Origin of the sequence: Acinetobacter genomosp. 33YU (genome assembly GCF_001990725.1) — a bacterium.
Lineage (GTDB): Bacteria > Pseudomonadota > Gammaproteobacteria > Pseudomonadales > Moraxellaceae > Acinetobacter > Acinetobacter seifertii.
In genome coordinates this window covers 318,827-345,765 of record NZ_LFZQ01000007.1, presented here as the reverse complement: position 1 = coordinate 345,765, position 26,939 = coordinate 318,827, and the positions used below count along the sequence as shown (strand labels likewise).

General features: G+C 37.9%; 23 protein-coding genes and 1 pseudogene. 15 read left to right on the top strand and 9 right to left on the bottom strand.

What is annotated here, in order from left to right; all coding sequences use genetic code 11:
* Window positions 1-78 precede the first annotated feature (78 nt).
* Window positions 79-1,269 carry a helix-turn-helix domain-containing protein gene (locus AC056_RS09175; RefSeq protein ID WP_004700959.1) on the top strand — a complete coding sequence of 397 codons (1,191 nt, stop codon included), beginning with the start codon at window positions 79-81 and terminating at the stop codon, window positions 1,267-1,269.
* On the opposite strand, the gene AC056_RS09170 is transcribed toward AC056_RS09175, so the two are convergent.
* Window positions 1,266-2,234: an alpha/beta hydrolase gene (locus AC056_RS09170; RefSeq protein WP_077163421.1), complete on the bottom strand. Its 969-nt coding sequence runs from the start codon at window positions 2,232-2,234 to the stop codon at window positions 1,266-1,268. The genes AC056_RS09175 and AC056_RS09170 overlap by 4 nt on opposite strands.
* 195 nt (window positions 2,235-2,429) lie before the next feature.
* A complete protein-coding gene (mdh, locus tag AC056_RS09165) occupies window positions 2,430-3,602 on the bottom strand; it encodes an iron-dependent methanol dehydrogenase (protein ID WP_077163420.1) in 1,173 nt (390 codons plus the stop codon).
* Window positions 3,603-3,832: 230 nt separating this feature from the next.
* Between mdh and AC056_RS09160 the strand changes: the two genes are divergently transcribed.
* From AC056_RS09160 to AC056_RS09150, 3 genes are all read left to right on the top strand, one after another.
* On the top strand, window positions 3,833-5,545 hold the full coding sequence (locus AC056_RS09160) for an AAA family ATPase (protein WP_077163419.1): 1,713 nt from the start codon (window positions 3,833-3,835) through the stop codon (window positions 5,543-5,545).
* Window positions 5,546-5,588: 43 nt separating this feature from the next.
* Entirely contained in the window at window positions 5,589-5,948 is a 360-nt protein-coding gene (locus tag AC056_RS09155) for a 5-carboxymethyl-2-hydroxymuconate Delta-isomerase (protein ID WP_213033482.1), read from the top strand.
* Window positions 5,949-6,029: 81 nt separating this feature from the next.
* Window positions 6,030-6,881 (top strand): AraC family transcriptional regulator, encoded by an 852-nt coding sequence (locus AC056_RS09150; protein ID WP_077163417.1) that lies wholly within the window; start codon window positions 6,030-6,032, stop codon window positions 6,879-6,881.
* A 28-nt stretch (window positions 6,882-6,909) separates the two neighbouring features.
* Here AC056_RS09150 and thiM read toward each other — a convergent pair whose 3' ends face one another.
* The 3 genes from thiM to AC056_RS09135 all read right to left on the bottom strand — a co-directional run bounded on the left by thiM (window position 6,910) and on the right by AC056_RS09135 (window position 9,332).
* Complete coding sequence (gene thiM / locus AC056_RS09145; protein ID WP_077163416.1) at window positions 6,910-7,737, bottom strand: hydroxyethylthiazole kinase; 828 nt, start codon at window positions 7,735-7,737, stop codon at window positions 6,910-6,912.
* A 28-nt stretch (window positions 7,738-7,765) separates the two neighbouring features.
* Window positions 7,766-8,923 (bottom strand): hypothetical protein, encoded by a 1,158-nt coding sequence (locus tag AC056_RS09140; RefSeq protein ID WP_139344642.1) that lies wholly within the window; start codon window positions 8,921-8,923, stop codon window positions 7,766-7,768.
* A gap of 151 nt (window positions 8,924-9,074) precedes the next feature.
* The gene (locus tag AC056_RS09135; RefSeq protein WP_004700972.1) at window positions 9,075-9,332 is read right to left on the bottom strand and encodes a hypothetical protein; all 258 of its coding nucleotides are present in this window, start codon (window positions 9,330-9,332) and stop codon (window positions 9,075-9,077) included.
* Between the two features lie 319 nt (window positions 9,333-9,651).
* Here AC056_RS09135 and pepN point away from each other — a divergent pair, with 319 nt between their 5' ends.
* The 9 genes and pseudogenes from pepN (at window position 9,652) to AC056_RS09090 (ending at window position 20,589) form a co-directional block, all read left to right on the top strand.
* Window positions 9,652-12,258, top strand: a complete 2,607-nt coding sequence (gene pepN, locus AC056_RS09130) for an aminopeptidase N (RefSeq protein WP_077163415.1) — start codon at window positions 9,652-9,654, stop codon at window positions 12,256-12,258.
* A gap of 500 nt (window positions 12,259-12,758) precedes the next feature.
* Window positions 12,759-13,295 carry a spore coat U domain-containing protein gene (locus AC056_RS09125; RefSeq protein WP_199983325.1) on the top strand — a complete coding sequence of 179 codons (537 nt, stop codon included), beginning with the start codon at window positions 12,759-12,761 and terminating at the stop codon, window positions 13,293-13,295.
* A gap of 91 nt (window positions 13,296-13,386) precedes the next feature.
* The gene (locus AC056_RS09120) at window positions 13,387-14,091 is read left to right on the top strand and encodes a molecular chaperone (RefSeq protein ID WP_077163414.1); all 705 of its coding nucleotides are present in this window, start codon (window positions 13,387-13,389) and stop codon (window positions 14,089-14,091) included.
* A 9-nt stretch (window positions 14,092-14,100) separates the two neighbouring features.
* Window positions 14,101-16,560, top strand: coding sequence for a fimbria/pilus outer membrane usher protein (locus AC056_RS09115; RefSeq protein ID WP_077163413.1), 2,460 nt, complete (start codon window positions 14,101-14,103; stop codon window positions 16,558-16,560).
* Window positions 16,551-17,573 carry a spore coat U domain-containing protein gene (locus tag AC056_RS09110; protein ID WP_077163412.1) on the top strand — a complete coding sequence of 341 codons (1,023 nt, stop codon included), beginning with the start codon at window positions 16,551-16,553 and terminating at the stop codon, window positions 17,571-17,573. The genes AC056_RS09115 and AC056_RS09110 overlap by 10 nt, the downstream gene beginning before the upstream one ends.
* 231 nt (window positions 17,574-17,804) lie before the next feature.
* Entirely contained in the window at window positions 17,805-18,491 is a 687-nt protein-coding gene (locus AC056_RS09105; protein WP_077163411.1) for a glutathione S-transferase family protein, read from the top strand.
* Between the two features lie 7 nt (window positions 18,492-18,498).
* Entirely contained in the window at window positions 18,499-19,260 is a 762-nt protein-coding gene (locus tag AC056_RS09100; protein WP_077163410.1) for an SDR family NAD(P)-dependent oxidoreductase, read from the top strand.
* Between the two features lie 9 nt (window positions 19,261-19,269).
* Window positions 19,270-19,953, top strand: coding sequence for an SDR family NAD(P)-dependent oxidoreductase (locus AC056_RS09095; protein WP_077163409.1), 684 nt, complete (start codon window positions 19,270-19,272; stop codon window positions 19,951-19,953).
* A 78-nt stretch (window positions 19,954-20,031) separates the two neighbouring features.
* A pseudogene (locus AC056_RS09090) lies at window positions 20,032-20,589 on the top strand (chorismate mutase).
* Window positions 20,590-20,617: 28 nt separating this feature from the next.
* Here AC056_RS09090 and AC056_RS09085 read toward each other — a convergent pair.
* Window positions 20,618-21,103, bottom strand: a complete 486-nt coding sequence (locus tag AC056_RS09085; RefSeq protein ID WP_031944456.1) for an Lrp/AsnC family transcriptional regulator — start codon at window positions 21,101-21,103, stop codon at window positions 20,618-20,620.
* A 654-nt stretch (window positions 21,104-21,757) separates the two neighbouring features.
* Between AC056_RS09085 and AC056_RS09080 the strand changes: the two genes are divergently transcribed.
* Window positions 21,758-22,096 (top strand): hypothetical protein, encoded by a 339-nt coding sequence (locus AC056_RS09080; RefSeq protein WP_077163408.1) that lies wholly within the window; start codon window positions 21,758-21,760, stop codon window positions 22,094-22,096.
* A gap of 247 nt (window positions 22,097-22,343) precedes the next feature.
* On the opposite strand, the gene AC056_RS09075 is transcribed toward AC056_RS09080, so the two are convergent.
* Both AC056_RS09075 and AC056_RS09070 read right to left on the bottom strand, forming a co-directional pair.
* Entirely contained in the window at window positions 22,344-22,805 is a 462-nt protein-coding gene (locus AC056_RS09075; protein WP_077163407.1) for a hypothetical protein, read from the bottom strand.
* A 34-nt stretch (window positions 22,806-22,839) separates the two neighbouring features.
* Window positions 22,840-23,367 (bottom strand): hypothetical protein, encoded by a 528-nt coding sequence (locus AC056_RS09070; RefSeq protein ID WP_077163406.1) that lies wholly within the window; start codon window positions 23,365-23,367, stop codon window positions 22,840-22,842.
* Between the two features lie 649 nt (window positions 23,368-24,016).
* Between AC056_RS09070 and AC056_RS09060 the strand changes: the two genes are divergently transcribed.
* On the top strand, window positions 24,017-24,571 hold the full coding sequence (locus AC056_RS09060) for a TetR/AcrR family transcriptional regulator (protein WP_077163405.1): 555 nt from the start codon (window positions 24,017-24,019) through the stop codon (window positions 24,569-24,571).
* A gap of 64 nt (window positions 24,572-24,635) precedes the next feature.
* Here AC056_RS09060 and AC056_RS09055 read toward each other — a convergent pair whose 3' ends face one another.
* A complete protein-coding gene (locus AC056_RS09055; RefSeq protein WP_077163404.1) occupies window positions 24,636-26,870 on the bottom strand; it encodes a TonB-dependent receptor in 2,235 nt (744 codons plus the stop codon).
* Between the last annotated feature and the right edge of the window lie 69 nt (window positions 26,871-26,939).

The following is a 26,939-nucleotide window of genomic DNA, read 5'->3' as shown; positions in this document are numbered from 1 at the left end:
ACTTTGTATAATTAGGATATAAAGAAGAAGGTTGGAGAAAGGTTGGAATAGAAATGTGGATATATAAGGAATTTACAAATGTTCACAAAAAAGGATTTATTGCAGCAACGGACGTTGATTGATCAACTGCGCACGCAAAATAGTCTCTCTCCTCAGAATGCTGCCAAACTCGGCCAAAGTATTGCAAGCTCGTGGGAACGATCAGCTTCTGCTGCGATTCCTAAAGAACGTTTTGCGGCTCCCTTAGTCGAGAAAAAAACTGCTTCACAAAACGCTTTAGATATGGCTCTAAGCCAATGTGCCGACGACTTACGTCATATTGCAGAGCAATCTTCAATGGTGATTGCTGTCGGTGATATCGGCAGTACGATTATCTGGACGGCAACAAGTGCTCAAATGCAAAGTGCTGCTGAACGTGTGCATTTTGTGCAGGGTGGGCAGTGGCGTGAAGAATTTGTTGGTACGAATGCCTTGGCTTTATCTTTAAAAACTCAACAATCAAGCTGTGTTTTTTCAAACGAACATTACATGGAATCGATTCATGATTGGGTGTGTTATGCTGCGCCGATTATCGATCCATACTCGAAACAAACTCTTGGTGTTGTTGATTTATCAACCACTTGGAAGAATCATAATAGTTTAGGAATATTGGCTGCTGAACGTTGTGCATCCATTATTCAATCCGCTTTGCTAGAGCAGCAGCGCCAGCAATTACATATTCGTGCTTTTTCGACACCGCAAGTTAAATTTAATGGCAAAAGTTTATTATTGACACCGCGCCAAATTGAGATTTTAACCATATTGGCGTTATGTCCACATGGTTTAACTTTAGAGCATCTTTATCAGGCGCTCTATGGCGAACGTAAAGTCAGTATGGGTACGCTTAAAGCTGAAATGTCTCAACTACGAGATATTTTGGGTGGTTTACTTGGTTCACGTCCATATCGTTTACTTGTACACGTTGAAGCCGATTTTTTACAAGCTGAACAAGCGCTCGATGCGGGATATGCGGCCTCAGCTTTGCAGCTTTACACAGGTGTATTTCTGGCAAAAACGGAAAGTCCGTTTTTATGTGCATGGCGTGACTGCCTTGAGTCACGCTTGAGCGATGCAATTTTTAAAACACAAGAAACAGATTTATTACTTAAGCATTTAGCTCATTTTCCTGAAGCAATTGATGCGGTAGAACGCCTTATGGAGCTATTACCGAGTGAACATCCTGCGCATCAACTGCTGGTGAAATACCTTGACTCACCTAAACTCAGTTAAGTGATTTTTTGATCTAGCCACTGGAACAATTGTTGATAGACTTGTTCCCGTACTGGCTGGCCTGAAAGCACTAAGTCATGTAATCCATTGTGAATAGAAACTACAGAGACATCGCCTTTCATTTTTTTACCAAATTTGGCAATGTCTTTAACATCTAAAATGATATCGCTTTGAGTCGCATCTGGTCCCCATTTTTTAGGGTTTTTAGTTTGGTGCGAGTGCATAATCAGTGCGGGAACATTGAGTTTAACCCCGCGATGTATTTCTTTTTGTGCTGTATGAATCGCATGTAGAAAGCTGAGTTGAACCGTAGGGGCAGAGGTCGGTTTCCAGTCCAGATTAAAGTCCCATTCGCCCTTGAGCTGTTTGTGAAGGCTCGCGGTGTACCACTTGTTTAATTGACTTGGGAATTTAACTTTTGGCAGATATTTTCCTACTCGACTGAGTACTGGAATACCAAATTTTTTCTCGACTAGACTTAAATTGAAGTCGTAAAACGGGCTGTTTGCCCAAAGTCCTTTAATCAGAGGGTGATTCGCGTTATGGGCAGCATAAAGCGTTGCTGTCAAACCGCCAGTCGAATGTCCTGCAAGCAAGACTTGGGTATGTTTCTCTTCGCCAATAATCTCTAATGCTTGGGTAATTTCGGCGTCGTATTCATTTAAATCATGCACATTATAGAAAATTTGATGAGGCAATTTTGAACGCCCATATTTTCTTAAATCAAGTGCATAGAAGTCATAACCATGAGCATTGAATTGCTCAGCCATTTCGGTTTGAAAGAAATAATCTAAAAAACCATGAATATATAGCACAGCTTTTTGAGTCGATTGAGCTGCCTTTTTACGCACTAAGGTAGCTACAACTTTTCCTTCGTAATCATTAGGAAAGTTGAGTGTAAGCTGATCGTAGCCAGCACCTAAAATATCTGGAACATAATTTTGATTAGCTGAAGATGTATTCATTTTTATCGAGCTATTGTAATTAAGACATGCAGAGTATCCTTCAATGAAATGGGCGAATTGTCAATCAGGTTTGGAGAAGGTTGGAGTATAGGTTCTAAAAAAAGGGAATACCGCTGGAGCTAAGTATTCCCCAAAAAAGTAAGTCAACGGTCGGAGGGATTTGACTTACTAGAGGGACATGCCATTACATCAGGATTAAAGTGCTGCTTTGAAAATCTCCACAACTTGAGCATGATTAGCTTTACGAGGGTTGGTCAGCATACATGCATCTTTTTGAGCATTATCTGCCATCACTGCAAGGTCTTCGGTTTTCACACCTAACTCTGTTAAGCCAGATGGAATACCAATCGATGCAGACAGTTTGCGAATGGCGTCAATTGCAGCATAGGCAGCTTCCATCACTGTTAACCCGTGAGTTCTTACACCCATTAACTCGGCGATTTTTGCGTAACGATCTGGGCAAGCAATTAAGTTAAATTCACATACGTGTGGTAATAAGATTGCGTTACATACGCCGTGAGGTAGGTTATAGAAACCGCCCAACTGGTGCGCCATGGCATGAACATAGCCTAATGACGCGTTGTTAAATGCCATACCAGCCAAATACTGCGCATAGCTCATCGCATCTCGTGCTTCGATATTTTCGCCGTTTGCGACAGCAGGTTGTAGCCATTGGCTAATCATGGTGATGGCTTTTTCTGCACACGCATCGGTAATTGGGTTTGCCGCTGTAGAAACATATGCTTCAACTGCATGGGTTAATGCATCCATACCTGTTGCAGCAGTTAAACCAGCTGGTTTTGCAATCATGAGTTTCGGGTCGTCAATTGCAATGAGTGGGGTACAACGCCAGTCAACAATTGCCATTTTTACATGAGTGTCTGTATTGGTAATAATACAGAAACGAGTCATTTCAGATGCAGTACCAGCAGTTGTATTTACTGCAATCAGTGGTGTCATTGGCACTTTGCTTTTATCAATGCCCTCATAGTCACGAATATGACCACCGCCAGCGGTAACTAGGCCAATACCTTTTGCGCAGTCATGAGATGAACCGCCACCTAAAGACACAATAAAGTCACAGCCATTGTCGTTATAGGCTTTCACGCCATTGTGAACATTAATATCCGTTGGGTTAGGTTCTGCACCCGGGAAAATATGGCTCGAAACGCCTGCTTCGGTTAAATAGTTTGCGATAAGGTCTGCAACGCCAAATTTAAATAAGCCTTCATCGGTCACAATTAATGCTTTTTTTGCGCCGAGGTTTTGCGCCTTCGTACCAATTTCTTTAGCACATCCTGGTCCAAAGAGAGATACGCAAGGAATATAAAAACCGTTTGTTTGATCTGCAATATTTTTAAAAGCCATGGAGTGATTCCTTTTTCCATAAATCCATTGTTTGTTATTACAGGTGAGCCTCACCATGGGCTTAGTATTGTGATCTGAAGATTATTTTCCTACCTACCAAAAACCTACCAAATATTACTTGGGATTTAATTATTGATTTTTAATGACTTTATATAAAATTTGGCGCATTCATTTAATTTTTTCGGGAAAATCGTTAAGCTATGGGCTGTTGAAGATGTACATATGAGATTATGAAACAGGAAACTGCGCTTAAACTGCTCAAAGCAGGTGAAAATGTTTTTTTAACCGGTTCGGCTGGTGCAGGGAAAACCTATACACTCAATCAGTACATCCAATATCTAAAAGCACGTAAAGTGCCCGTGGCTATTACAGCATCTACAGGTATTGCGGCAACGCATATGAACGGCATGACCATTCATACGTGGGCGGGCATCGGTATTAAAGATCAGTTAACTGACGATGACTTAAAACGTATGAAAGAGCGTAAATATCTCAAGGAACACCTTGAAAATGCGCAAGTTCTCGTTATCGATGAAATTTCGATGCTACATGCGAAGCAGCTTAATCTGGTCAATCAGGTTTTAAAATATTTTAAAGAAAGTGATGAGGCTTTTGGCGGTATTCAAGTCATTGTGGCTGGAGATTTCTTCCAGTTGCCACCAGTAGGACGTAATGGTGAAGCTAATCGTGACAAATTCTGTTTTATGTCAGATGCATGGGTCGAAGCCAAATTCCGAGTATGTTATTTAACAGAACAGCACCGTCAAGACGATGAAATTCTAAATCAGATTTTAAATGCCATCCGTGCGCAGAATATTCAATCAGATCATTTACACGCATTACGTCAATCACGCTCACATGATATTGGTGAGACCTTTACTCGTCTTTATACGCACAATATGGATGTCGACAATATCAATTATCAGCACTTAAATGAAATTGATAATGAAGGGCATCAATTTAATGCCGTTTTAGATGGTAATGAGAAACTGGTAGAAACTTTAAAATCCTCGGTACGCGCACCAGAAGAACTCACACTGAAAAAGCATGCCAAAGTTATGTTTGTCAAAAACAACTTTGATATGGGATATATCAATGGAAGCTTGGGTGAAGTTATCGGCTTTGAAGAAGATGACGAAAATGGCTTACTGCCGAAAGTAAAACTAACCGATGGCACGACATTGCTTGTTGCCCCTGAAACATGGTCAGTTGAAAATGAAGCAGGCAAAGTGATTGCAAGTTTTCAGCAAATTCCACTTCGTTTAGCGTGGGCGATTACTATTCATAAAAGTCAGGGTATGACTTTAGAAGCTGCAGAAATTAACCTCATGAACACCTTTGAGAAAGGGCAAGGTTATGTTGCTCTTTCGCGCTTAAAATCTTTAACAGGGTTAAAGCTATTAGGTATTAATGAACAAGCTTTAGAGTTAGATAGTTTAGCTGTTAAAGCCGATCGCCGTTTTCAGGAGTTATCGGCTGAAGCCGAAGATAACTTTGCAGATGTAGATTTAACGGCTCAGCACAAAGCTTTTATTCGTCATTGTGGCGGTACCTTAAATGAAACCGAGATTTCTCGTAATGAGAAGAAACTCGCAAAAGGTGGCAAGCAAAATTACGCTACGGCAACGCTAGATGAAACACGTGCCTTGTTTGAAGAAGGCTACGAGATTGAAGACATTGCGCATGAACGTGGCTTGACACCAGCAACGATTATTAACCATTTGGCTCGACTTCATAAAGAACAAAAGCTGGATATTTCGGTTGCTCATCCTGGTGAAGAAGTGGTTGAAGAAGTCCGTAAAATTTATAAGAAATTGAAAAAACGTCAGAATCCAGATCATTTTTCTGATGATGGTTCGATCAAACTAAGACCAATTGTTGAAGCAACTAGTCCTCGAATGGGATATGATCAGGTTCGATTAGCTTTATTATTTATTGAATAAAGTTTGATTTGCTTAATTACTTATTACATAACTTGAGGTGGCTATGCCGCACGTAGTAGTCGATTATTCAGAAAACTTAACTGGATTAAACGCAAAACAATTACTTGAAGAAATTAATAGCACACTGATTGAGACAGAGTTATTTAGTCCAGAAGACATTAAAAGCCGTGCACGTAAAGATGATGTTTTCCTAATAGGCTTAGGAGCTGATCAAGCCTATATTCATGTAAAGGCGTATATTTTGTCGGGAAGAACGGCTGAACAAAAACAGCTTATGGGTGAGCAATTATTAACAGCACTTAGCAACAAAAGATATTTACAACAAGGGTTTAATAAAGAAACTCAATTGTGTGTTGAGCTAATTGACATGCCAAGAGAAGATTATTTTAAGCAAGTTGTATAACTATAAAAAGCGCAATTTCGATCAAGAATAGCGATGAGCACTATGTAAAAGTAGTGCTATCGAATGAACAGACATAAATGTATGGCTGTATATACACAAAAGCTGCAACTGGTTTGCGATTATATTCAAAGACATTTAGATGAAGATTTAGATGTTGACCGATTGAGCCAGATTGCGACCTTATCTAAGTTTCATTTTCATCGCATTTTTGCCATTCATATTGGTTTAAATGTGATGAAGTTTATTCAACTTTCTCGTTTAAAGCGGGCCTCTTTTCAACTGGCTTTTGAACCCGATCTCAAGATTATTGAGATTGCATTACAAGCAGGGTTTGACAGTCCCGAGGCATTTACTCGTGCATTTAAGCGTTCATTTGATCAAACTCCTCGGGCTTTTAGAGATAAACCAGACTGGGAATCTTGGCACCAGAAGTTTGTTTTTACGATTCCAAAAAGTGAGCTAAAAATGAATGTAAATATTGTTGAGCGACCTGCTGAAAAGATTGCGTATCTATCGCATTTAGGAAGTCCCGATAAAGTCTTGGAAACAGCTGCGCAGTTTATTGCTTGGCGCAAAGAAACTGGCTTATCGCCTGTAACCAAGTCTAGAACTTATGGTATTCCGTTTGCTGACCCTGATCAGACACCATCTGATGAGTTTCGGTTTGATATTGCAGGTTCAATTGAAAAGGCGGTACCTGAAAATAGTTACGGCGTACAAACAGGTGAAATTCCTGCGGGGCGTTATGCAACCGTAAGACATTTTGGTAGCCATGACCAGATTAAAGATAGCGTCTATTACATCTTTAGAAACTGGTTACCTGAGCAACCAGAAGAAGCAGGGGATTATCCAGTTTTCTTTCACTATCACAACTTTGTGCACGAAGTGAACGAGTGCGACCTTGTTACCGACATTTACTTACTTCTAAAGTGAGTCTAATCTGATACAGGCCTAGCTTAGGTTATGCCTGTATGTTTAAAAGTTTGATATCTGCATATTGTTCAATCAGGTTGTCATCTAGCATATGGAGATAATCCATAAAGATGCTACTAAAGCTTCCCATGGTTTGCGCTTGATTTGCTGCAAGTTTACCCGCAATTGCAAAATGAACATGAGCTGAGAGAGCAGCAATAGTTGGTGTTGTCACAGCGCTATATGCGGCAATTAACACACCTAAAGCACAGCCTGTTGCAGTAATTTTTGGTTGTAAAGGACTTCCGCCGTTCACTTGAATCACTGCATCTATTTCATGAGACAATATATAATCTGATTCGCCCGAAATAGCGATACAACTTGCATGTGTTAAGAGAGGAAAAGCTTGTTGATAGGCTTGGTCGCTACTTAAAGTGCTATCTACACCTTTAGATTGAACCTGATTGCCTGCAAGCGTACTGATTTCTGAAGCATTACCACGAATAACGCTTGGCTTGAACTGTAAAAGCTCGTCTGTCATTTGACTGCGCCAAGCTAGAATTGGGCCGTAACCGACTGGATCAAGTACCCAAGGAATATTGTTAAGTTGTGCTGTTTTGGCAGAGATTTGCATGGCTTGCATTTGCTCTGAAGTTGGCGTCCCCAAATTAATGCTCAAAGCCGATGAGATCTTGGTAAAGCTTTCTGCTTCATAAGGATTATCAATCATTGCCGGTGAAGCACCAGAAGCCAGTAACACATTGGCTGTGTAGTTGGCTGCAACGCTATTGGTAATGCATTGAACAAGAGGCGTTTGTGCCTGCATGTTTTGCCAAGCTTCAATCACCTGTTCAATGAGGTTTGATGTTGAAGTCATCTGATCATCCTTATTAAGCCAGAAGTATTTAACGGGTAAAATAGTGATCCTGATGCTTACATCTTTCGCAAATCAAAGAAACATAATCTGCTGCATCATAATCAACACTTAAATCATTTGAACCACAATGCATACACCGTTTAACCGAGTAAAAGTTTAACCGAGGTTCAATTTTTCGCCATGCTTTCCATACAGGTTGTACAAAAATGTGTTCGTCATAACCTAAAAAGCGGTTAAACAAAATGTGGCTCATTTTACTGTAAGGAATATTGTAAGGGCGTGGCAACATTGAAGTTTCCCACTTTTCAGCTAAAGCCCGTTCCCGATATTGCTCTAAAGTTTTCTTTAATAAATTGGTATTAATAAATTTTTCATTACGTGGCTGTAGCGCCTTTTGTTTATAAAGATATTCGAGTGCAGTTTGAATCAAATAATAAATTTGACCAATGGCCAATGAATCCATTAAACGATAGCAAAAAGTTTGAAAGTTAGAGCTTCCAGCAATTTGAATACCCCATGTTCGGCAGTAGAACTGCGTAAACTGAATAATTTCTTGATAGAGCACTTGAAACAGGACGTCTTTCACTTCGTCGGCACTACGAAACGGAATACCAAGACTTAAGTTTTCATAAAACCAGAGACGTAGTTGTTGGGCTACACTAAATAAGCTTGGGTCACTATAACCATCTAAACGAATGTTTAAATAAAAGCACTGTGGTTCGTCAGATTGATCCTGTGCATTTAAAATTCCATCTTTATGAAGCTGTTTAATGAGATGATTTTGGAACATCCAGTTGGGTGTAATAGGCTGATATTTTATTTGGTCCCAGTGAATGTATTCGTCATGCGCAACATCGTCACGTGCATAATCATCGAGCAAGCTAAGTAGAAAAAGTTTATTTAAAAAACTAAGTTGCTCCAGACTACGTTGAGGTTGATCTTTTGACTTAAACTGGCGTTGTTCTTGTAGGCGGGTTTGCTGTAAAAGTTTCTTTCTTTGTTTAGTGCATTGGTCACAGTGGCACGTCATTTTTGTGTCTTTAAATACACGGTGCTGGCAATGACTGCATTCATGAAACTGAATGTCTTGCTCAAATTGTTCGGCATCTACCCAATACATTGAAGCTTGGCAGAGTGGGCAATGGCTACTTTCATCTAGCTGTTTCTGTAGAATTTGTAAGGCCATTTCGCTCCGAACACTTAAATCAATCATGATTGACCTATTATACACAGCCGCATTGCCGATAGCTGAGATTGTATTTTTGTTTGGTGCAAAAATAGAAAACCTAAAATCTTTATTTTGATTTTAGGTTTACATAAGGGGTTAAAAGTTAAGGTTAAACAGGGCACGGTAAGCTCTCATCATGTTGTCCAAGTTTTTTAGCATTAATAAGCGCCTGTACTTTTTTACTTGGTAATTTCACTTTACCTAATGCGTCATAAGTATTAACGATAGTTGTTACCTCCTGAGCAGTCATTGAAATACCTTCAGCAGTTAAAAACACGGCAATCACATGATGGTCGAGTCCCGCTGCATCTAGATCATGAATAGCTTTAATATTTTCTAAACGATGTAAATAAGTTTTTAATTCCATAGTAGCTACCTCTTGTTCTGATCGAAATACTTATACTGGTATATTAGTTAAGGCAAGAACCATGCCTAAAATGTAAGCAGCTCCTAAAAAATGTTAAAAGCGAAAGGAGTTTTATTTTTATTGTATAGATTGATTATATAAACAACGATTATCGTAATTTTGGTCTAATCTGTGCTAATAAAACCAGATTCTAATTTGAAATGTATAAATCAAGTCCCATTAATTTTATTAAGGTAAGCAAACATAGTATGTATGAATGTGTATGATCAAGTTCATAAAATTCGTACTACGGTTTTCGAAAAGTATATAAGGAATAAAGATGAATATTGCGGCACAGCCTCCCGTTCAGGCAGATCAAACAGTTTATTTAAAAGATTATCAAAAACCTTCGTTCTTGGTTGAATCCATTAATCTTGATATTCAAGTTTATGATGATAAAACAATTGTTGATTCAACTTTAGTCATGAAGCGTCAAACTGCTGGAGACTTGGTGCTGTTGGGCCGTGACCTTGAGTTGCAATCTATTCAGCTCAATGGTCAAACGCTTACTCCTGCACAATATTTACTCGATAGTGAGCAACTGGTGATCACTAACGCACCAGATGAAGTCATTTTACAAACTCAAGTGATTATTCATCCGGAAACCAATACTCAGCTTGAAGGCTTATATAAAGCTGGTGATTTGTTTGTTACGCAAAACGAGCCTGAAGGCTTCCGCAAAATTACCTTCTATCCAGACCGTCCAGACGTACTTTCCGTCTTTACGACTCGTGTAGAAGCAGACAAAAAATACCCAGTATTACTTGCCAATGGTAACTTGCTTGAAACAGGTGAAGCGGGTGAAAACCGTCACTTTGCGATCTGGCAAGACCCAACTAAAAAACCAAGCTATTTATTCGCCTGCGTTATTGGTGATTTGGCTGTATTGAAAGATCGTTATACCACTTCGGAAGGTCGTGATGTTGCCTTAGAAATCTATGCCATTGAGAAAGACATTCCAAAATGCCATATCGCGATGGAAGCATTAAAGCATTCAATGCGTTGGGATGAAGAACATTACGGCCGTGCCTATGACCTCGACAACTATATGATTGTTGCAGTGAGTCAGTTCAACATGGGTGCAATGGAAAATAAAGGTTTAAACATCTTTAATACTTCATGTGTACTTGCTGATGAAGAATACACAACGGACGCAGCGATTATGCATGTCCAGTCTGTAATTGCCCATGAATATTTCCATAACTGGACAGGTAACCGTATTACATGCCGTGACTGGTTCCAGTTGTGTTTAAAAGAAGGTTTAACGGTATTCCGTGATCAGTCTTTCTCGGAAGATTTACAATCTGCTGCGGTTCAACGTATTGATGACGTTGCTGTACTTAAATCACACCAATTCCCTGAAGATGCAGGTCCATTGTCGCATCCACCACGTCCAGACCACTTTGTAGAAATTAATAACTTCTATACAGCGACTGTTTATGAAAAAGGTGCGGAAATTAACCGAATGATGTCGACCTTACTTGGTAAAGAAAAATACCGTAAGGGAACAGATGAATACTTCCGCCGTCATGATGGACAAGCCGTGACTGTAGAGGACTGGGTTGCTGCATTATCAGCAGGTTCGGGTGTCGATTTATCTGCATTTTTAACTTGGTATAACCAGCCAGGTACACCAAAGCTTGAAGCAAAAGGTGAGTACGATGCAGCAGCACAAACTTACCGTTTAAGCTTTAAACAAAGCCTGAAAGCTCATCCTAAATATCCAAATTTAAAAGCTGTTCCAATTCCTGTGGCTTTAGCGCTATTTAATGCTAAAACAGGCGAGCAATATACATTGCACAGCAACAGCTTATTCGTTAATGATGTTAAAGATGGTGTGTACTTGTTTGATCAAGACGAGGCAACCATTGAGTTTACAGGTGTGACTGAACAGCCAGTTGTTTCGTTACTCCGTAATTTCTCTGCGCCTGTAAATCTTGTATTTGACTATACCGATGCAGAATTAGCTTTCTTAATTCAGCATGAAACCAATGGTTTTAACCAGTGGCAAGCAACTCAAACCTTGCTTGAGCGTATTTTGTTAGAAGACCATTCTGCCGATGCTTACATTCAAGCTATTCAAAGCACTTTACCTGAGTTAGTTGGCCGTGACCCACTTTTAGCATCTCGTTTGTTTGATGTACCTAGTGAAGGTTATTTGGGTAGCCGTATTGATCAGGACTATGCACCAGCCGATGTTCATGTAAAACGTGAAGCCTTGCTGAATCGATTAGCACAAGAGTTAGGTTCTTTCTGGAAAGATACTTACCTTACCCTTGACCCAGACCTGCAAAAAGAATTTTCTTTAGCGATGGGTGTTCGTGCATTAAAAAATATCATGCTGATGATGATGGCTCGTCAGGGCGATCAAACTGCATTTGAATTGGCTTATGAGCAATATCAAAACACAGGTAACATGTCTGAACGTTTAGGTGCATTACGTGTACTAGTTTGGCAAAATGCGCCTCAAGCGAAGCAAGCACTTACTGATTTTTATAACCGCTTTAAAGATGAAGCATTATCTTTAGACCAATGGTTTATGATTCAGGCAGCCAATCCAAATGCGACAGCAGAAACAATCGAGTATTTAATTCAACATCCTGATTATGACCTCACGACGCCAAACCGTATTCGTGCTGTAAGTGGTGGCTTGTCAAATAACCCTGAAAATACTTGGGGCTTTGGTGTAGCGCACTTTATTAATCTTGCGCAATATCTTGACGAGAAAAACCCGATTTTAGGTTCACGTTTATTACAGGTATTGTCACGCTGGTATACGCTTGCAGAGCCTCAACGTACGCAAGTGCAACAAGCTTTGCAGGCATTACAGCCTAAAGTGAAATCTAAAAACGTTTCTGAAACTTTAAATAGTATGTTAAGCGTTTAATTATTTAACAATACTTAATAAAGGTCTCGTATGAGGCCTTTATTTTGACCATTATTTTGTATTTTTAAATTATAAAGTTTTTTAATTAATATTAAATGTATTATTTAAATATATTAAAAAATAAAATACTTTAATTTTAAGTGAATTGTTTGGTTAAAAAATTGATTTATGTGACCAAATTCAATAAAAATATAGATTGAAATATTTGGTTAAAGTTTTACAGGTAAATATTGTTGAATATATTTTAAATTAATATAAATCAATTATTTGTAATTTTGCTGTGTCTTTTTTTATAATTGGAAATTAAGTTTTATTAACAGTATTTTGTTAGTTGGAAATTAAAATAATAATAAACTCATGCATTTTAATTATTTTTATGTATGATATTTAAAAATAGGAATAAAAAATAAGCTTTAAAAGAGCAGTCAAATAAAAATGATTGTAAGGATAAGAGTTAATTTTTTTATATCTATTAATTCGACAATTTCATTCAAAAGGTTTTGACCATGAAAAAGACTTTTTTTTATTTATCAGCACTTGCTATAGCATTAATTTCTGTTAATGCAGCAAATGCCGCTACAGCAACGGGGACATTAACTGTTAAGGCGACAGTAACAAATAGTTGTGTCCTTAATACCTCTGCAACAGGTACCACAACAAATGCGGTTTTGGACTTTGGTACTTTAAGTTCTCTGACTAGTAATGTTGATGCCGATACCACAACGACAGGCGGTACAGCAATTAAAGTCCTTTGTAACAACACTGTGCCATGGACTTTGTCATTTGATGGTGGTCAAAATGTTTTATCCACTCAACGACGCATGATCGGTGGGGCAACAAGTAACGAATATATCCCTTATAACTTGTATTCAGATACAGGCCGCGGTACCGCGATTGGAATTGCTACAACAGCTTATAGTGGAACTGGTAGTGGTGCAGTACAAACAGTGAACGTATATGGCCGTCTTCCTGCTGGTTCAGCTTTGCCAAGCGCTGGTAGCTATGTTGATACAGTAACTGTGACTGTGACTTATTAATTTTTTAAATAAGTTCTGTTCATTGTTGTCGCTAGCTCTTTTGTAAGAGCTAGCTCTAGCTTAATTTGAGAAAAGTAATTCTGGGCAAGTTATGAAAAAAAATATCTTTGTTGCTACAAGTTTATTGTTATTTTTGCCTAGTATGTTAAATGCTGCCTCAATACGTCTTTCTCCTGTGAGTGTTGAAATATTGAGTGATCAATCTGCGTCCTCAATTAGTTTATATAACCAGTCGAACGAAAGTGCTGACTTACAAATACGTATATTTGAATGGACTCAGAATGCTGGACAAGATCAATTAATTCCAACAGATGATATTGCAGTTAGTCCACCTTTCTTAAAATTAAAACCGAATGATTCTTATAATTTACGTGTAGTTCGCATTAAGCCAGAACCAATTTCTGGTGAAAAAACTTATCGTATTATTCTTGATGAATTACCAAAACCCATCGATAGCCGTAAAGCATCGCAAGGTGTAAATGTATTACTTCGCTCATCATTACCTGTATTTGTAGTGAATAAAGATGCGATTACCCAACTGAACTGGAAAATTGATGCGAAGCAAAATGATACTTCCTTGAATATTAGTAATATTGGTAACAGACATGCACTTTTAAATGACTTAATTCTTGTAGATAACACAGAGAATAAAAGTTATCCGATTAAAGTAAATACCGTAAATGGTTATATCCTTTCAGGAAAATCAAAAAATTATTCAATTAATAATTTTACTTATCAGCCAAATCACAAATACAGTATTTCTCTAACAGTTAATGGTAAAAAAACCACACTTTAAGAGGCTTATATGAAATATATTATAGGTGTCTTATGTGTCGCATATTTTCCAGCACATTTATTTGCTGAACAACTTTTAGATCATACGAACACTGCGGTTCCCAGTGTTCCTAAGTCTATAAGTAACAATAATAAATATATGCACGAAAAGACGGATGGACAAGAACAAGAAAATAATTTTACTCAGCTATTTCTAAATATTTCTATTAATTCAAATGCCTCTGAAGACTTGTTTTCTGTAAAACAATCTAAGGATGAAAAACTATATATTCGCTCTGGTGACTTAAAAACGCTAAGAATAAAAATTGATGAGCATATCCCTGACAGCCAATGGGTATGTATTAATGAATTGAAAGGAATCCAGTTTAAGTATCTGGAAAATGAGCAGTCTCTAAACTTACAGGTTCCTGCGAGTATGTTGAGTGATTATTCTGTTGACTTAACTGGTCAACCGACTACAAACACCAACTTACTAAAAATGAAACCTTTAAATGCTGCAATTCTGAATTACAGCATGTATCACACCATTACTAATAATGAGAGTATTTTCTCAGGTTCGGCAGAAGGGATTTTTAACAGCGCGCTTGGTAATTTTTCATCAGGCGTTTTATACAACAGTAATAATGAAAATAGTTATAGCCATGAGAAGTGGGTGCGCTTAGAGAGCAAGTGGCAATATGTAGATCCTGAAAAAGTCAGGATATATACCCTAGGTGACTTTATTTCCAATAGTTCTGACTGGGGCAGTAGTGTGCGTCTTGCCGGTTTGCAGTGGTCGAGTGCCTATACCCAGCGTGGCGATATTGTTACTTCTGCGCTGCCACAGTTTTCCGGTTCAGCGGCGCTGCCTTCTACACTGGACTTATACGTTAACCAGCAAAAGATTTATTCAGGTCTAGTGCCTTCAGGTCCATTTGATGTTAAGCAGCTTCCGTTTATTTCAGGAAATGAAGTTACACTAGTCACCACCGATGCAACAGGTCAGCAAACCATTACTAAAAAACCTTATTACTTTTCATCGAAGATTTTGGCAAAAGGTATAAATGAGTTTTCAGTCGATGTTGGGGTTCCGCGCTACAACTACGGACTGTACTCAAACGATTATGATGATGCCACCTTTGCCTCTGGTGCAATTCGTTATGGTTATAGCAACTCACTGACCTTAAGTGGTGGTGCAGAAGCTTCCACAGATGGTCTTTCCAACGTGGGAACGGGCTTTGCCAAGAACCTGTTTGGTGTTGGGGTGATTAATGCCGATATTGCTGCAAGTCAGTATAAAGATGAAAATGGCTATTCGGCTCTGGTTGGTTTAGAAGGGCGAATTAGCAAGAATATTTCATTTAATACCAGCTACCGCAAAGTATTTGATAACTACTTTGACTTGGCACGGGTGTCACAAATTCGATATTTAAAAGAAAATCAGCTTAATGCTGAATCACAAAACTATTTAAACTACAGCGCGCTGGCAGACGAGATTTTTAGAGCAGGGATTAACTATAACTTTTATACGGGTTATGGTGTTTATGTCGGCTATAACCAGATCAAATACAGTGATAACTCGTATAAGTTACTGTCTGCTAACTTAAGCGGAAGCTTAAACAAAAACTGGGGTTTTTATAGTTCTGCATATAAGGATTATGAAAACCATAAGGACTATGGTATTTACTTTGCGCTGCGCTATACGCCATCTACCAGAGTCAATGCGATTTCTAGTGTATCCAGTGATAGTGGCAGGCTGAGTTATCGCCAAGAAGTATTTGTTTTATCGGAACCGCAAGTTGGTTCATTTGGATGGGGTGGTTATGTTGAGCGGGATCAAGATGCACATGCTAACAATGCATCGGTCTATGGATCTTATCGAGCACGAGCTGCGTACCTGACAGGCCGTTATAACCGAATTGGAGATAATGACCAAGTTGCACTTTCAGCGACAGGATCTTTAGTTGCAGCAGCAGGCCGTATATTTGCGGCGAATGAAATTGGAGATGGTTATGCTGTTGTCACCAATGCTGGACCGAAAAGCCAAATTTTAAATGGTGGCATAAATCTAGGAACAACGGACAAGTCTGGAAGATTTCTTATACCAAGCCTTATGCCGTATAGAGAGAACCATATTTATTTAGATCCATCATATCTGCCTTTAAATTGGAATGTTAAATCTACAGATCAAAAAACAGTAGTAGGCTATCGCCAAGGGACTTTAGTCGACTTTGGTGCTCATCAGGTTATTTCAGGTTTGGTGAGAGTAGTTGATAAAAACAACTCACCATTATTACCGGGTTATAGCGTTCGAATTAATGGGCAACAAGATGCCGTAGTGGGCTATGACGGTGAAGTATTTATTCCAAATCTATTACAACAAAACAAACTTGAAGTAGATCTTCTTGATCATGGTTCATGTCAAGTTGAATTTACATATAACAGTAATCAGTACTCAACTAAAAAATTGGGACCTTATATATGTCATTAAATATTATGAATAAGGCTCAAATAGAGAGCTCTAAAAAAATTTCCTTATCTTTAAAGTACTTTATAGGTATTTGCTTATTTTATCTCGTTTATGCTTTTTTTAGTCCAACACATGCTGCTTGTACGGTAGCTGGAACCACAAATAATACGTTTATTTACACAGCAGCAAATATTAATAGTGATGCAACTGTAAACTTTTCAGGAACAATTAGTTGCACGAATGGAGGACTACTACCTCAAATTTCTCCGTTTATGTGTATGAAGACAGTATTTACAGGAGCAACCACTACAAATAATAGCGTATCGTTACCATATACAGTCACTGCAACTGTTGGTGGAGCAGGTTCTTCTACCACCAATCAAACTTCCAATGTTTGGTATGGTCCAGTGGTAACAATCGCTTCAAATAATATTCTTAGTTACTCAGTAAATGTGAAGGTACCGGCACGAACGGGATCCCTCATTGCATACCCTCAAGGAACCTATACAGCTACAGTTCAACTCTTTTGGGATATGGATCTTCTAGCGGTGTTATGTTTAGGAGATGTCATCAGTTGGAGTTCTGGAAATGTAACTTTAACAGCAAACTTTGTAGTGCCGACGCTTTGCCAATTAAACTCAACTTCAACTGTCGATTTTGGCAATATTAATGATATCGGTATTACTAAACGTGACTACACGACTCAAGGTGCTGTAAATACGACCTGTAACTATGGAACTCCATATACGATTTATTTAGGGGATGGCAATAACCGTATAAGCGGAGGGTTCAGGCGTATGGCCAATAGTAATAATGAGTTTATTCCCTATCAGTTATATAAAGATTCTAACTATAGTTCGGTGTGGGATGCTACAGGTGGGGTAGCTAGTATTGGTGGAGCAGGTGGAGTGTCTGGCACTGGATCAGGTAACGCTCAAACTACAACCGTTTATGGGAAAATTCCGCAGGGTACTACCATTGCAAGTAGGCCAGGTGCTTACTCCGATAATGTTGTTGTTACAGTGACTTATTAATTATTTTAAAGCTATATAAGAAGCTCTTTTATGACAGAGCTTCTTATAATTAAAATTGTATTGGCTAGAAATTGCTAAAATATAAATAATAAAAATCAAATAATTCTTAGTATTCGAAACTTGACCGTCATCAAAAATGGTTTGACTTAAAAAGCTATTCTGTATATTTATTTATCAGTTCTAAAAGAGAACTAGTAAGTAAAACAGGCAATTAAAAATAAAGGTGAATAAATGTCGGATATTATTTTGCACCAATGGGAAATTTCTCCATTTTGTCAAAAAATTTCAAGGGCTTTGAAATTTAAGGGTATCCCATTTGATACAGTGAACTATAACGGCATTCTTGGTGCCAAAGTTCCTTTGCTGAGTAAAGTGGGGAAAGTGCCCGTTATAGATGATAAAGGGCAACGTATACAAGACAGTACTCGTATTGCTCGTTATTTAGATGAAGCCTATCCAGATACACCGCGACTTTATCCCGAAGATCCAAATCAAAAAGCACTTGCCGAACTGTGGGAAGACTGGGCAGATGAGTCTCTTTATTTTTATGAGGTGTATTTAAGGGTAAATGACTCGGAAGCGTTAGAAGAAGCAATCCGTATTAGTAGCATTGGTCGCCCAGCATATGAAAAGCCAATGGTAAAAGCTTTTATTTTAGCCGAATTAAAAACACAGCTTTTCTTTCAGGGTTTAGGCCGAATGAAAGCCGAAAATGTTGAAGCAGAGTTTATTAAACATCTAGACCGTATTGAGCAGGTGTTATCACAAAGTGAATGGTTGGTTGGAGATAACCAAACGATTGCAGACATTGCTGTGGTTGCTCAACTTGGTGAAGTGGTTCGAACAAGTAAAAAGTTTAGTAAAGAAATTTTGAATCGTCCGTTTATTGCTTTATGGTATAAAAAACAAACAGGGTGAAACGGCTATGTCATTAGAACCACCGAGTAAAACACGAGATTGTGCAGTTATTATTGGTGTCGGAGCTTCACAGGGAATCGGAGCCGCCGTTTGTCATCGTTTTGCAAAAGAAGGATTAAAAGTTTACGTTGCTGGGCGAACTTTCCAGAAAATTGAAGCAGTCGCTGCCGAAATTCATACAAAAGGCGGTGAGGCAACCGCATTTCGTTTAGATGCTGAAGATATACATCAAGTACAAGCCTTGTTTGACACCATTACTAGTCAAAACGAACGTATTACTGCTGTTATTCATAATGTCGGAGGAAATATTCCCTCAATTTTTTTACGTAGTCCACTCTCCTTTTTCAATCAAATGTGGCAATCCACATTTTTATCGGCTTATTTGGTTTCTCAAAGCAGTCTAAGAATTTTTAAAGAACAAAAACACGGTACGCTTATTTTTACTGGGGCGAGTGCTTCATTACGTGGAAAGCCCTTTTTCGCTGCTTTTACCATGGGTAAATCTGCCTTACGAGCTTATGCATTAAATCTAGCTCAAATATATAAAAATCAAGGCATTCATATTGCGCATGTCATTATTGATGGAATGGTTGATGGGGATAGAGTGAATAAAGCTTTATTTGGTTTAGGCCGTTTAGCACGCCTTACACGTGGGACGGGTGGGCTTAATCTTAATGCAATAGCAGAAAACTATTGGATGCTTTACCTACAAAGTCCTGAACTCTGGACACATGAGTTAGATTTACGCCCATACCAAGAAAAATTTTGAGAGACTTATATGCTAAAAACAATATTTCAGAAGTTTCAAAAAAAGCAGGGCTGTGTAGTGGTTGCAGGCCATGATTTAGAACTACCTGATCAAAGTTTTGTAATTTTAGATAAACACAGCCAATCTCAATTACACGTTTATCAAGTCGTACATGATGCAATTGTTCAGAACATACAAGTTACCTCTGTAAATGATGGCATAACAAGTGTTCGCTTAAACTTGGTAAATACTAAGCATTTAAAAAGTCTGCTGAAATATATAACAGAGCATCGCCATACCATTGAGTTATGCGTCTTTCAGCCAAATTTTTCATCTGCGCCAAATATTGAATCTTTATCTTTAGAAGAAATTGAGCACAGTTGGCAGACTACAGGTTTAAGCGCAGTGAGCGTGTCGCAATCAGTGCTGAAACCGATGTTAAAGCAGCAAAGAGGTAAAGTTATTTTTCTTGGAGCACCATCTCACAATTCACCTCACCACGATGTATTAAGCCAAAGTATGTTTGCGGGTATTCGAGCGTTATCGCAGTCATTGGCAAGAGAGTTTCAGCCCAAAGGCATACATGTGACGTATTGCATGTTAGAAAAATGGGATGGACAAAACCCGCACTTTATTTCATCTGTTAAACAAGTATGTCAGCACATCTATCACCAATCTGAATCTGCATGGAGCCAAGAGCTTAGCATATCTTGAGATTTTACTTTCGAGGGTTCTTAAAATAGAGTACTGCTTTGGAATGACAGCACAACAATAATTTCGATAGGTACTCAAATGTTAAATATTAAGAACGCTCAACAAACGGTTAAGGTAGCGACTACAGTGGCAGCTTTGATGTGTTTTTCTTCACTGGCACAAGCATATCAATATGATCAAACCGCGCGTTTAGTTAACGAGCGTTTATCTTATATGAAAGATGTCGCAGGCTATAAAGCAGAGCAGCATTTACCGATTGAAGATTTAGCTCAAGAAAAGAAAGTACTTGACCAATCACTTTCTGAAGCCGAATCTTTTGGACTGAATAGCTAAACGGTAAAGCCGTTTATAGTGACACAAATGAATGTAGCCAAAGCTATTCAGTACCGATATAGAGCAGATTGGCTGTCGAGTCCTGAAACCAATTGGAAGCCTCAGGACTTAAGCGAAGTGCGTTTAAAAATTAGTTCTTTAAACACCGAACTTCTAAAAAATATTGCCTATGAACTCAAGAAAAATAATAACAAGGCACCGCATGGCTGTAGCTATATGTGGCCAGTTCAGCATCCTCAGCTAAAAGAAGCCGATAAGAAGGCTTTATGTGCAACATTGAATAAAATCAAATTAAAACAATGAAGCACCTAAAACGGCTTATATAAGTAAATTATTCAATTAACATTAAATCGGCAGTATTGGCAGATTTAAGTGGTCGTAAAGCAAAGGTTGAACGCGTGTGCCGAATACCTTTAATCGAATAGAGCTTTTTACGTAAAAAGCGTTCGTAATGTTCGGCATCTTTTACGGCCACTTTCACCAAGTAATCATAGTCACCCGTAACTAAATGCGCCTCGACCACTTCAGGAATATCTGCCAAAGCTTCACTAAAGTTTTCTAGCATTTCGTCGTCGTGGCGTTCTAGCGTAATTTCAATAAAGAATAACTCGTGAATGCCAATCGCTTTTGGGTTTACGTTTACCGTATAGCCTTCAATAATTTTTAGAGTTTCTAAACGTTTGAGTCGAGTCCAACAGGGTGAAGATGAAAGCCCAACTTCTTCAGCGAGCTGCGCAACCGTTAAACGTCCATTTCCACGAAGGGCAGATAATATTTTCCGATCTATGCGATCTAGTGTGTATTCTGTGCTGTTCAAAATATAAACCAAAGAAGATTCTTCTGTTAATTTTTAATATACGTGATTTTTATGCTGAGATCATTTAAAAAAACTGAAAATACAGTAAACATTTTGAGGTCGACAGCCATACACTATTTCTATGCATCGAACTCTACTGGATAGGAGTTGTGATGAAGCAAAGAGTACTGTTTCAGTAAGGGTGACTAAACAGTGCTCTTTGCGGATCTTATAAAAATTTAAATATTCGTATTTTTTGCTTCGAAAAATTGCTTTAAAAAACAACTTTCACATATATCTTAGTTTTATTTAAAAAAATATATTTGTATGTCTATCGCATACTCTTTCAAAAGACTAAATGCACTGATTTAATGAAGTTAATTCTCATTTTTTATTTTATAACTATTCTTATATAGCCTTATAAGTTCTTTTATTAAAATCTTAATAGAATGTTATCTAACGAGAAGAATAATTTAACTAATAAAGATAATTATAAAAACTCATATCACTTATTCATAAAAATTAATTCCACATTTTTATTAAGGTGATGAAATATTCAAAAGATAAGAGGATTTATCTAACTTTCTTATTATTAATAGACACTTATAAACAATTATTATTTAATACACCCGCAACATTGCCACTTATACTTTTAATAATTTTATCGGGGAAATAATGCGTAATTTTTTAGTAACAGCTTTCACTTTATTGGTAGGTACATCAGTTTATGCTGGTCAAGAACCCAAAACTTTTGTAACGCGGACAAGCTGCGAGAGAACAGTACAATTACATGGCTTTTTAAGCCGTGCTCAACTTGATTGTAATTATCACTATAACTCACAAGAATTAGTTCATGAATCTGACAAGTGTACTAAACATGAATTAGGTGAAAAATATGGTAGAGAAGTTATGAGATTAGGTATGGACCAATTTGAAGCGCGCAAGCGCGAAGATATGAAAGGCCAATTATGCAGTATGGTTTTAAAAGAGTTTCCAAACTATATTAGAAAATAAAATGGAATCTTAAAAAGCCTCTGTAGGCAAGCCGATAAAATGGATTTTATGATTCATTTTATCGGTGTATCACTTCATATAACTATTAGTTAAATCAGAAAATAATTATTAAGAATCCATCCAATATCACATTGACACTTAAAATCTCTCTTATTATTCTCTGCGGTAGAATGAAGGTGGGACGCTTTATGCGTGCCAGTTGCTAGATGGCTGGTCTGTCAACCCGCCTTTGTTCTGTCATCATGATTTATAAAATTGAATTTTGATATTTAATTAACTCATTTAATGCAAACTTAACAGTTTGTATAGGAATAGTTTCCACATAACCTTCACCAGCTTTTATGAGTGAATGAGATCCATAGAATGGATGATTTGGTACTTTAAAAAAGAAGAATACTTCATGGACGTTCCTTACAGTACTATTTTGAAAATCATAGATATTATTTTCTAATTCTAAATACTCTAAATTTATTAACTTTTTAATTAACTCAATGTTTTCATTAACAGTATCTACTTGGAGATAGTCTATTTCTCGCTGGTTAGTATATAGCAATAAGTTTAAGTCATTAATTAAAACTGTAAGATTTATAGGGGTCTCATAATTGCTAAAAGAAGTACCATTAATATTAACAACTAATAAAAAGAGATCATTCTTAGGTTCATATTTTTCTATTGAAAAGAAAAATTCTTTTTTACCTAACTCTTTCATCTATCTCCAACTCTTTCTTCATATTGAAAAAAAACTAGATAAAACCTTCACTCCATTTTTTGTCTAATTCTTTTAAATCATTATATGCTTTTTCAAATTCGCTCAACGAAAAACTTAACCGCGGAGCAGAAGGTGAGGTTTCCCAAACTACGGATGTCACAACATCGTGAATATGGTTAAATGCAAGACCAAAACGAGCCCATACGACTTGATCTGTGGAAACAATTTGTTCAACCATAATTACGCTGCATGCTAGATCTAAATCATCAGAGCAAATTAATATTGGAACCACTGTTGAAACAGCTCCATTTTTATAAACTTCAGGCTTAAGAAGTTTCCATGCATTACTTAATGCTAACTCACTATCATAGTCATATAACCAACCTTGAGCTGGAACTAAAGTTTCTGCACGATCAATAATTTGGGTATTCTGGTGCACCCATATATTTAATGGAATATTATCAATTGCAAGAATAGGGAATGGTTTAAAATTACCATTAGCATCTTTTATACATCCTTCAATCAGATGTTCACGTAAAAGAGTAGCTGAGATCGTATTCATATTTATAAGTTAATGTGCGTTAAGCAAATATAATATATTCTATTCAATAGATTAACGAATCTAATCTAATGAAAAACAAAAAATTATTTATCCATTTTCTAGCCAATATCACATTGACACCCCAAATCTCTGCGATTATCCTTTGCCTGCTGGCCTACATTGCCAGTCGATTTTGACAGATCGATTTAACACACAAGACATCAAAAAGTTCTCTTTTTGGTGGCGAACTCGTTCGTCCCCCTTCGTAGCGGTAGGGCGAGGGAGGGACGCCTTGTGCGTGCTGATTCTTGTGTGTCAGTCTGTCAACCTTCTCTCGTTCTACCACCATAATCATTTGACAGTGATCTGGTAGAACTTCTTTACACACAAGGAGTCCGCTATGCGTACTAATTCATCTTATTTATTGGCCTTTGCCAAAATCTCTCTGTCCATACCATTTAAACATTCTATAAATCGGTTTAATCGACTCTAGGTTTTCTGCACCTTAAGAATCGTTACGACTCAAAAATCATAGCAACAATAAACCTGAGATAGGCGAGCACACCTTAATTGTGTCGCTTTTACATGCCTTTTTTTAGCACTCATTTTAAGAGTGACGGCATTTCTATCTCTTTTACATACAACAAAAATTATTTTAAACGGTACAAATATGTCACCTTTAATACTTTCTACACGTGCTTTAAAAGTTGTGAATCATGCAATTCATTTATTCCATCAACACGGATTCCATTTAGTAGGTGTCGACAGAATAGTGAAAGAGTCTGAAATTACAAAAATGACGTTTTATCATTACTTTCAGTCCAAAGCGCGGTTTATTGAAATCTGTCTACTTGTGCAAAAACAACGTCTTCAAGACAAAGTCGTTGCAACGGTGGAATATGACCAAGACTCAAGTGTGAGAGACAAACTCAAAACACTGTATGACTTACATACAGACTTAGAAGGAATGTATTACCTGTTATTGAAAACCATTTTTGAAACTAAAAATAATTATCCAAACGCTTACCAAACTGCGGTGAGATATAGAATGTGGCTCACCAATGAAATCTATAGTCAGCTAAAAATGCTTAAAATATATACTGCGTATGATGAAGCTAAACTTTTTTTACAGATGATTGAAGGTGCTATTATCCAAAGGCAGAGTCATAACGATGTAGATGAAAGAGATAAGCAATTCCAATATTTTATAGCGATGTTTTTATAAAATATTCTAAAAATAAAAGCCCCGAAGTCGGGGCTTTTACTGTATTAGGGTCTAAGCAAAGTTCTTACCATTTATGACTATAAGTCACTTTAAGCGTTATACCATTTGCAAGTAAGTGGCTGGTGTTATCGTTCGTTCTTAGTAATTGGCTATAAAGCGGGTAGTACTTGCGGTTAAACATGTTTTCTAAACCAATGGTCATGGTGTCTTTCTTGTTAAGCGCAAAACTACTGATCAAATCTGCTGTGGTATAAGATTTTACATCGTAGCGACCAAAACTATTTACACCATTTAAACGGTAATCTTCTGAACCAAAGTATGTTGCTTGTAATCGGTTCGTCCAAGTTTCAGTTGGACTGTAAGAGATATAACCCGTGAGTTTTAATGGTGGAATACGGAAACCCGTCATGTCTTGTTCATTACCGTTTTGAGGTTTTTCACGGCCTTTCATCCATGTAACGCTACCGCCAGTTCCCCAGACATTTGCATCATCAAGATAATCAAGTGTTGCTTCAACCCCAGTAACTTTCTCTTTGGTTCTTGCTAGTACTAAACCATTGTTGAATGATTGCACAGCACCTAAGTCAGATGTTGAACGGAATACCGCTAGGCTTGAAGAGATATTATTAAAGTTACCTTTCCAACCGAGTTCATAGTTATCAACCTTAACAGGCTCTAAGAATGACGAACCAAGGTTAAAACTTGTACCTGCATTACGAATAATTAAACCGACATCAGGTAACTGAAAACCTTGGTTAAACGATGCATAAATCGAGTGTTGGTCGTTTGGTGAGAAAGTCACATTAGCATTGTACAACCATGCATCAGCTTTTACTTTTCCGCCTGGAACCGTGTAAGGATTGGTTTTGCCTAATTGTGATAATGGAACAAAGCTATCAATTTGGGCATAGCTATCTTCATAGCGTGTACCAGCTTCTGCTGACCATTGGTCATTAAAGCGGTGTTTTAACTGCACAAAACCACCGACACTTTGCGTGGTCAGTTCAGGTAGATAAATCAGTTTTCCGATTTTTACAAACTCTAAACCGCCAGATTGATCATAAATATTAGGGTCGAAAATATCTAAAGGCATTTCGCTTTTTTCGCGGCTAAAGTCACCACCCCAAACCAATGATGTATCACCTAAAAACTCAAGGGGAGTGGTTACCGTTAAGCGGCTACCAAGTACGTTATTTTCTTGATAAATCTGGTCGACTTGTTTACCACGGTTGGCATTTGCACGGGCATCAAACGGTGAAAAACGGGTAAAGAAGTCGCGGTAATAAATTTGAGCATCAACCTTATTACCAAAAAAGTCTTTATGGTTATAGGTTAAATTGTAGATCTGGTTTTCGTTTTTATTTTGGTCTTTGAGCTTTAAGCCTTTAATGGCTTTGGCTGGGACAGTTCCAGCAGGAGCTTTTTTTACACTTGGGTCAGATGCATAATCTGAGTCTTGCTCGGCATTATAGTAGTTTGCAGCAAACTGTAGGTATTGGTTGTCATCAATGTGGTAACCCAGCTTACCGCCGATGCTATAACCATTTGAATCGTAAAGGTCACCCTGACTTGGTTCTGGTGCAACACGGTCACCACTTGCATCGTATGGGCTACCAATACGTTGATAACCAAAGTCGAGCGCATAGTCAAAAGCGTTAAAACTGCCCGTAAAATACTGGTGAATATCGCCACTTAAAGCATTAGAACGCAGATTTGTAAGTGGTGTTTGAAGTCCAACGACGGTTTTAGCCGTAGGTTCACCGCCCGCAGCTTTTGTAGTAATTGAAATAATACCGCCCGCAGCACCGCCCCCATAAATTGCGTTACTACCACGAATCACTTCAATGTTGGCAATACTTTCAGGGTCAATGGCTGAAAGTCCTCTCGCTGTATCACGTGTAAGGTTCATAGGAACGCCATCCACCAAAATAAGCGCATTACGGCCACGTAAAGTTTGACCATAATCGGTAATGGTTCGGCTTGAGTCCGATAGGCCCGGTACGGCTTTCGCTAAAACTGTCGCAATGTTGCCAGACGAACCATTTTTTAAAAGTTCAATTTGTTTTTCATCGAGCTTGGTGACTTGTTTGGCCGATGTAGAAAGTTCATCTGCACGTGAAGCGGTAATGGTAATGGTAGGAAGAGCTTCAGGCTTTTTTTCTGTTTCTGTGGTGTCAGAAGTTGAAGCTGCAAATGCTGTGTTTGAAAGAATAATGGCTCCACCAAGTGAAAGAAGTGGAATGATATTTTTAACTTCAGATTTCCTCGTTAAAAGCTTATTACTTTTCTTATTTCCCATTGTCTCGCCCTGAGAGTGATTTTAAATTGACCGAATTATAAATGAGAATCATTGTAATTAACAATATTA

Bases quoted from the DNA above. Each gene is read 5' to 3' on its own strand.
- AC056_RS09175 (WP_004700959.1), top strand. From the start codon at position 79: ATGTTCACAAAAAAGGATTTATTGCAGCAACGGACGTTGATTGATCAA.
- AC056_RS09170 (WP_077163421.1), bottom strand. From the start codon at position 2,234: ATGAATACATCTTCAGCTAATCAAAATTATGTTCCAGATATTTTAGGT.
- mdh (WP_077163420.1), bottom strand. From the start codon at position 3,602: ATGGCTTTTAAAAATATTGCAGATCAAACAAACGGTTTTTATATTCCT.
- AC056_RS09160 (WP_077163419.1), top strand. From the start codon at position 3,833: ATGAAACAGGAAACTGCGCTTAAACTGCTCAAAGCAGGTGAAAATGTT.
- AC056_RS09155 (WP_213033482.1), top strand. From the start codon at position 5,589: ATGCCGCACGTAGTAGTCGATTATTCAGAAAACTTAACTGGATTAAAC.
- AC056_RS09150 (WP_077163417.1), top strand. From the start codon at position 6,030: ATGGCTGTATATACACAAAAGCTGCAACTGGTTTGCGATTATATTCAA.
- thiM (WP_077163416.1), bottom strand. From the start codon at position 7,737: ATGACTTCAACATCAAACCTCATTGAACAGGTGATTGAAGCTTGGCAA.
- AC056_RS09140 (WP_139344642.1), bottom strand. From the start codon at position 8,923: ATGGCCTTACAAATTCTACAGAAACAGCTAGATGAAAGTAGCCATTGC.
- AC056_RS09135 (WP_004700972.1), bottom strand. From the start codon at position 9,332: ATGGAATTAAAAACTTATTTACATCGTTTAGAAAATATTAAAGCTATT.
- pepN (WP_077163415.1), top strand. From the start codon at position 9,652: ATGAATATTGCGGCACAGCCTCCCGTTCAGGCAGATCAAACAGTTTAT.
- AC056_RS09120 (WP_077163414.1), top strand. From the start codon at position 13,387: ATGAAAAAAAATATCTTTGTTGCTACAAGTTTATTGTTATTTTTGCCT.
- AC056_RS09115 (WP_077163413.1), top strand. From the start codon at position 14,101: ATGAAATATATTATAGGTGTCTTATGTGTCGCATATTTTCCAGCACAT.
- AC056_RS09110 (WP_077163412.1), top strand. From the start codon at position 16,551: ATGTCATTAAATATTATGAATAAGGCTCAAATAGAGAGCTCTAAAAAA.
- AC056_RS09105 (WP_077163411.1), top strand. From the start codon at position 17,805: ATGTCGGATATTATTTTGCACCAATGGGAAATTTCTCCATTTTGTCAA.
- AC056_RS09100 (WP_077163410.1), top strand. From the start codon at position 18,499: ATGTCATTAGAACCACCGAGTAAAACACGAGATTGTGCAGTTATTATT.
- AC056_RS09095 (WP_077163409.1), top strand. From the start codon at position 19,270: ATGCTAAAAACAATATTTCAGAAGTTTCAAAAAAAGCAGGGCTGTGTA.
- AC056_RS09080 (WP_077163408.1), top strand. From the start codon at position 21,758: ATGCGTAATTTTTTAGTAACAGCTTTCACTTTATTGGTAGGTACATCA.
- AC056_RS09075 (WP_077163407.1), bottom strand. From the start codon at position 22,805: ATGAAAGAGTTAGGTAAAAAAGAATTTTTCTTTTCAATAGAAAAATAT.
- AC056_RS09070 (WP_077163406.1), bottom strand. From the start codon at position 23,367: ATGAATACGATCTCAGCTACTCTTTTACGTGAACATCTGATTGAAGGA.
- AC056_RS09060 (WP_077163405.1), top strand. From the start codon at position 24,017: ATGTCACCTTTAATACTTTCTACACGTGCTTTAAAAGTTGTGAATCAT.
- AC056_RS09055 (WP_077163404.1), bottom strand. From the start codon at position 26,870: ATGGGAAATAAGAAAAGTAATAAGCTTTTAACGAGGAAATCTGAAGTT.